Origin of the sequence: Pseudomonas sp. K5002 (assembly GCF_013386655.1) — a bacterium.
In the GTDB taxonomy this organism is placed as follows: domain Bacteria; phylum Pseudomonadota; class Gammaproteobacteria; order Pseudomonadales; family Pseudomonadaceae; genus Aquipseudomonas.
In genome coordinates, this window is record NZ_JACARK010001341.1 from 1 (window position 1) to 650 (window position 650).

The following is a 650-nucleotide window of genomic DNA, read 5'->3' on the forward strand; positions in this document are numbered from 1 at the left end:
CATCGCCCAGACCTTGAGCGCGGTGCGCGCCGATGTGCGCAGCGGCATGCGCCTGGCCGATGCGTTGGCCGCCCGGCCCCGGGACTTTCCGTCGATCTATCGGGCGCTGATCGCGGCGGGGGAGGAGTCCGGCGACCTGGCCCAGGTCATGGAGCGCCTCGCCGACTACATCGAGGAGCGCAATAACCTGCGGGGCAAGATCCTCACGGCGTTTATCTACCCGGGCGTGGTGGGGCTGGTGTCCATCGGCATTGTGATTTTCCTGCTCAGCTACGTGGTGCCGCAGGTGGTCAGTGCGTTTTCCCAGGCTCGCCAGGACCTGCCGGGGCTGACGTTGGCGATGCTCAATGCGAGTGATTTTATCCGCGCCTGGGGCTGGCTGTGTTTTGCCGGGATCGTGGGTGGTTTCTGGAGCTGGCGCCTGTACCTGCGCAACCCCGTGGCACGGTTGAGCTGGCACAGCCGGGTGTTGCGCCTGCCGTTGATCGGGCGTTTTGTACTGGGCCTCAACACCGCGCGGTTTGCCTCGACCCTGGCGATTCTCGGCGGGGCGGGCGTGCCGTTGTTGCGCGACCTGGAAGCGGCGCGCCAGACCTTGTCCAACGACCGCCTGAGCCAGTGTGTCAGCGACGCGACGACCAAGGTGCGCG

Annotated in this window: 1 protein-coding gene; it reads left to right on the forward strand. The window is 66.8% G+C overall.

Annotation, left to right across the window (positions count from 1 at the left end):
• Positions 1–650, forward strand: a 650-nt coding sequence (locus HX846_RS36210) for a type II secretion system F family protein (protein ID WP_178967346.1), incomplete at both ends; no start/stop codon positions are given.